This is a genomic window from Oscillochloris sp. ZM17-4 (assembly GCF_019599295.1).
In the GTDB taxonomy this organism is placed as follows: domain Bacteria; phylum Chloroflexota; class Chloroflexia; order Chloroflexales; family Chloroflexaceae; genus Oscillochloris.
Map to the genome: position 1 here is coordinate 1 of NZ_JAIEWN010000116.1, position 4,273 is coordinate 4,273.

Here is a 4,273-nt window from a genome sequence, read left to right on the forward strand (position 1 = left end):
CCGCGCCGCCGAGGTGAAGGCGATCAGGTTGTGGTCGCTGCTCATCGACGGCCAGCCTGAGCTGGCGCCGTCCCCCTGGCCGCCCGCCGACGTGAGCGAGATCCGGCTGGTTCGCTGGCTCTGGATCGTGCTCTGCATGTCGTACACGAAGATGTCGGGCTGGCCGTTGGTGTCGCCCTCCACCAGATTGCTCGCCGCCGAGGGGAAGGCGACGTATCTGCCATCGCCCGAGATCGTCGGCCCGCCATAGACCGAGCTAGCATCGCCCGAGTGGCCGTTGGCCTGGCTGCCGTCGTAGCCGTTGGAGACGCGCGTGGTGCTACGCTGGCCCCAGTCGTAGACGAAGATATCCCACAGGCCATTGGTGTCACCTGACACCAGGTTCGTAGCGGCCGACTTGAAGGTCACGATGTAGCCGTCGTCCGAGACCTCGGGCATGGTCGAGTCCTGGTCGCCAGCCGTGACCCGCGTGGTGCTCATGTCGTTGAGGTAGGCTAAGAAGATATCCATCCTCTTTGTGCCAGTCGTTATTCGAGACTGATACGCGATCATCGCCCCATCGACCGCGATAGCGGGCTTTGTTGCGATCGGGTTGCCGCCGCTGTCGATGGGCAGGCGCCCTGCCACCTTCCATTTTGCGCCGTCCCTGTCAGCAAAGAAGATGCTGTTGCCCTCCTGGCTGAACAGGTTGGTCGCCCGCGATGCGAAGACGATCCGGTTCCCATCGCCAGAGATATCCGGCAGGACCGAGTCGCCGTCGGGCTGGGCGCCGCTGCTGGTGAGCACCCGGCTCACCGTGTTATTCACCCGGTCGAAGACGAAGATGTCGATCTTGCCGTTGGTGTCGCCGGGCACCAGCTGGCTTGAGGTGCTCTCGTAGACCACATACATGCCGTCCGCCGAGATCGCTGCGCGCACATCGGAGCCGTAGGCCTCGATCCCCGCGGCGTCGCCATTCACGGCGGGCGATGCCAGGATATGCTGTCGGTTCGCCCGGTCGTAGATGTAGACATCGGTCAGGCCGTTGGTGTCCTTCAGCACCAGTTTCATGTTGGTGCTGAAGACAACATAGTTGCCATCGGCGGAGATGCGCGGGCTGCCGGAGCCCCAGGCCGACGAGTAGGTCGCTGAGTGGCCGGTGGGCAGAGTGCCGTCGGCCGCGATCGAGATCAGCGTCGTGCTGCCCGCCGCTGTCTGCGCGGTCGCGGGCCGCATCGCGCCGGGGGCGAGCGCGGCGATTGTGATCCCGATCAGCGCGAGCCATGTGAGCAATGCTCTCCGTGTGAATATCATAGTGGCCTCCTTGAGATATGTGGCCCCTGGGGGGCTGAGGTAGGGCAGAAGGGTATCTCTACAATAGCCACATTGGCTGCTGATATCTGCGCGCGCCGCTGCTTAGTTTTCAGCAGCGGCGCGCTGTAGGCTCATGGGGACAGGGGACAGGGGACAGGGGACAGGGGACAGGGGACAGGGGCGCGGTCTCCCAGCCCGCGAAGGCGGGCTTCGCAGAGCATAGCCCGCGGCTTCAGCCGCCGGGCACCGCCGCCCGGCTATCGGCTATCGGCTATCGGCTATTCAGAGTGGCGGATTCACAACTGGCGCAGCCGGCGGTTGCCTATTGTCAGCGGCGCGCTTCTCTCTACACTGGAGCCATGCTATGGATCTCATGTTCTGGGTGAACCTACGGTATGCAGCAGATCCCCATTCGCTGCCCCTTCTGCGACTCCCCGTGCCGCCCGATCGCGCGCTACTGCGGCCAGTGCGGCGCTGCGCTCGTCACCCTCTCGGCGGCGGTCACGCCGACAGATCGCGACGCCGGGGCGGGCGACCTGCCCCTCGCGCCGGGCCACCAGCTCACCCCGCGCTACCGGATCGAGCGCAAGCTTGGCCAGGGCGGCTTCGGCGAGACCTACCTGGCGCGCGACGAGAGCCTGGATCGGCCCTGCGTGGTCAAGCGTCTGCGCCTGCGCCCCGGCGGCGATGGCGAGCGCCGCCAGCGCTACATCGAGGCGTTCGACCGCGAGGCGCGCATGCTGGCCCGGCTGAACGACCCGGGCCAGCGCAACATCCCCGACATCTACGAGTACCTGCCCGAGCAGCTCTGCCTGGTGATGAAGTATGTCGACGGCGCCAGCCTGGCCGACCGGCTCAGGGCGCAGGGGCCGATCGGGCTCTCCGAGGCGCTCCGCTACGCGCGCGATGTCTGCGCCGCGCTCGTCTATATGCACAGCCGCGCGGCGGCCCCCGTGCTGCACCGCGATGTGAAGCCGGCCAACATCCTAGTGGATAGCCAGGGCCGGGTCTGGCTGATCGATTTTGGCCTGGCCTACCTCGCGTCTGCCATCGGCGATCTGCGCGACTCCTTCGCCAGCGCGGGCACCCAGGGCTACACGCCGATCGAGCAGCTGCGCGGGCAGGCGGTGCCGCGCTCAGATATCTACGCGCTCGCCGCGACGCTCTACGCGCTGCTGGCCGGCGGGCCGCCGCCGCTCAGCCCGGCCGGCGAGCACGACCCCGGCGCGCTGCGCGCCCGCCTTGAGTCGCTCGCCCCCGAGCTGCCGCCGCAGATGCTGGCCCTGCTGCTCCGCGCGCTTGACCCCGCGCCGTCGGCGCGGCCGGACGCCGACGAGCTCTTCGCGGCCCTCGACGCCCTGATCGCCCTGCGCGACCTGCCGGCACCCGCCCGCCCTGAGCCGCCGCCCGCGCCGCGCGACCTTGTCGGGCGAGAGCAGGATCTCGCCGCCTACGCCCGCCGGCTGCGCGCCGCGCAGCGTGCGCTGATCATCGGCCCGGCCGGGGTCGGCAAGACGGCCCTCGCCGCCGCCCTGGCCCACGGATGGGGCGACCCGGCGCACGTCTTCTGGCGCTCGCTGCACACGGGCGACGGCCCGGGCGACCTGATCTGGGAGCTGGCCGGCTTCCTGGCCCGGCTGGGCCTCGGCGGGCCATGGCGGCTCCTGCACGGGGCGCACGGCGGCGAGCCCCCCGCCCCGCAGGTCGTGCTCGACTACCTGCTCCAGGCGCTGCGCGGGGCGGGCTGCCTGATCGTCCTCGACGACCTGCACCTGGCCGAGGCGGCCGACGGCTTCGCCGCGCTGGTCGGGCGGCTGGCGGCGAGCGACGACCTGAGCCTGCTGATCACATCGCGCCAGTGGCCGACGGCGCTTCGTCAGGAGGGAGGACCCACGATGCTGAGCGGATTGAGCCTCGCCGACAGCAGCGCCCTGCTGGCCCAGCTCGGGCTGGCCCTCGACGCCGCGACCATCGCCCGGCTGCACGCGCTCACCGAGGGCAACCCGCAGCTGCTGCTGCTGGCCGCCGAGGCGCTGCGCCTCGCGCCCTCGCCCGAGCGGCTGCTCGACCATCTGACCGAGGTCGAGCATATTGAGACCTACCTGCTCGGCCTGGTGGAGGACCAGCTGGCGCCCGCCGAGCGCCGCGTGATGGACGCCCTTTCCGCGCTGCTGGGCCACCCGGCCAGCCGGGCCGCGCTCCAGGCGCTGCTCGAAGACGTGCAGCTGCGGCCGATCCTGAGCGAGCTGGGCCGCCGCCAGCTGCTGATCGTCAGCGGCAGCGGCCCCGAGCGGGCCTACCGCCAGCACGCGCTGCTCCAGACATTCTTCTACGAGCAGATCCCGCCCGCCGCCCGCCGGGGGCTGCACGCCCGCGCCGCGGCCCACTACGCCCAGGGTGCGGGCGACTGGCTGCTGGCCGCCCGCCACGCCCTGCTGGCCGGCGAGCAGGGGCGGGCGGCGGCGATGATCGCCGAGCATGGCGCGGCGATCATCGGGCGCGGCCAGGCCCGCGCCCTGCTGGCCCTGCTCGACGAGATCGACCCCTCCGCCCTCGATAGCGCCGGCCGGGCCGCGCTCTGGCTGGCCGAGGGCGACGCCGCGACGCCCCTGCGCGAGCGCGGGCGGGCCAGCGCGGCATACGGCCACGCGTGGGCCGCCCTGGAGGGCCAGCCAGCAATCGCCGCGCAGCGGGCGGGGCTGGTGCGCGTCTGCCTGGGCATGGGCGAGCTGCTGGAGAATGAGTCCCCCGATCAGTCGCTGATCTGGCTGCGGCGCGGCCTGGCCCTGGCGGATGCCGATGATGGCGCGGGGCGCGGGCGGCTCCACATCGGCATCGGCACCGCACTGCTCGGCATGAGCGACTGGGCGGGCGCCGAGCAAAGCCTCACGCAGGCGCTGGGGCTGCTGCCCGAGTCCGATGGCGAGCGGCGGGCATGGGCGCTGATCGCCCTCAGCGCCGTGGCTGGCGGCCAGGGCGA

The 4,273-nt window shown here is 71.1% G+C and carries 2 protein-coding genes; one reads left to right on the forward strand and one right to left on the reverse strand.

The window, feature by feature from the left end:
• On the reverse strand, positions 1–1,293 hold a 1,293-nt coding region (locus K2Z83_RS27905), incomplete at its 3' end, for a hypothetical protein (RefSeq protein ID WP_220598447.1).
• A gap of 395 nt (positions 1,294–1,688) precedes the next feature.
• Between K2Z83_RS27905 and K2Z83_RS27910 the strand changes: the two genes are divergently transcribed.
• The coding region (locus K2Z83_RS27910) for a protein kinase (RefSeq protein ID WP_220598448.1) at positions 1,689–4,273 on the forward strand (2,585 nt) is incomplete at its 3' end.